We start from the raw sequence: 1,192 nt of genomic DNA, 5'->3' as shown, positions 1-1,192 counted from the left end.
CCCGGGTTCTAGATAGAAGCGCAACACCCGCTCTATGGTTGGAAGTGTTCAAGTTCAACCCAGGAAGGTGCTGCGCCCATGAAGAAAGTGTATTCCCACCTGTCGGCCGAGGAACGCGTCCGGATCGACGAGCTGCGCAACAGGGACGGCCTCGGGGTCAACGAAATCGCCCGCAGGACCGGCCGCGACAAGTCCACCGTCAGCCGCGAGCTCAAACGCGGCCTGTGGTTCGCGTCCAACGAGAACGACTCCTACCGTCCGTACCGGCCGAAACGCCTGAAGACGGGCGCGTGGACGGCGCGTCCGTTCTACTCGGCCATGACCGCGCAGCGCAAGGCCGAGACACGCGCCCGCAGGTCGCGCAAGCCCCTGCGCATGTCCTACTCGCCGCTGCTCGCATGGGTGATGGACGCGTTGCGCAAGGGATGGACGCCCGAACGGATCGAGGGACGGCTCAAGGTCCAGTTCCCGGACGACCCGCGCATGCGGGTAAGCCACGAGTGCCTCTACCAGTGGATCTACGCCAAACCGCAGCAGACGCTGGACCTCAGGCAGTACCTGCCGCGAGGCAAACGGCACCGCACGCGCGCCAAGGGCCGCAGGTCGAAGGGGCCGAGGATCCCGATGCGCGTGCCGATCGCGCAGCGGCCCAAACGCGTCGACTCGCGGCATGAGTTCGGCCACTTCGAGTCCGACACGGTCATCGGCACGGCCCCCTCGAAACGGTGCATCGACACGCAGGTCGAACGCAAGAGCCGCCGCCTGTTCGCCCGGTTCATCCCCGACAAGAGCGCGCTGGCGACCGCGCGCGCCGAATACGACATCTACAGCCGCATCCCCGCGCCCGCGCGCATCGACCGCACCTGGGACAACGGCACCGAATCCTCCTGCCACCTGCTCGTGGACGAGGCATTGGGCATGCTCACCTATTTCGCGGACCCGTACTCCTCGTACCAGCGCGGCACCAACGAGAACCGCAACGGCCGCATCCGCCGCTACCTGCCCAAGAGGACCAGCTTCGACGACCTGTCGGACGAGGACCTGCAGGCCATCGTCCAGGAGATCAACGACACCCCGTTGAAGGTCCTGGGCTGGGAAACGCCCAACGAGGTTTGGTACCGTGAGCTCGACAAGGTAATGTCAAAGACAAGCCACCCAAAGACGAGTGTTGCACTTACAAATTGAATCCGGG

At 65.0% G+C, this 1,192-nt stretch carries 1 protein-coding gene; it reads left to right on the top strand.

The window, feature by feature from the left end:
* Positions 1-78: 78 nt before the first annotated feature.
* Positions 79-1,185 (top strand): IS30 family transposase, encoded by a 1,107-nt coding sequence (locus tag EP30_RS10795; RefSeq protein ID WP_140558676.1) that lies wholly within the window; start codon positions 79-81, stop codon positions 1,183-1,185.
* Positions 1,186-1,192 lie beyond the last annotated feature (7 nt).

This window comes from Bifidobacterium sp. UTCIF-39 (genome assembly GCF_006408715.1).
In the GTDB taxonomy this organism is placed as follows: domain Bacteria; phylum Actinomycetota; class Actinomycetes; order Actinomycetales; family Bifidobacteriaceae; genus Galliscardovia; species Galliscardovia tissieri.
The sequence above is the reverse complement of the archived record's forward strand: the minus strand, read 5'-3'. Positions and strand labels throughout refer to the sequence as shown.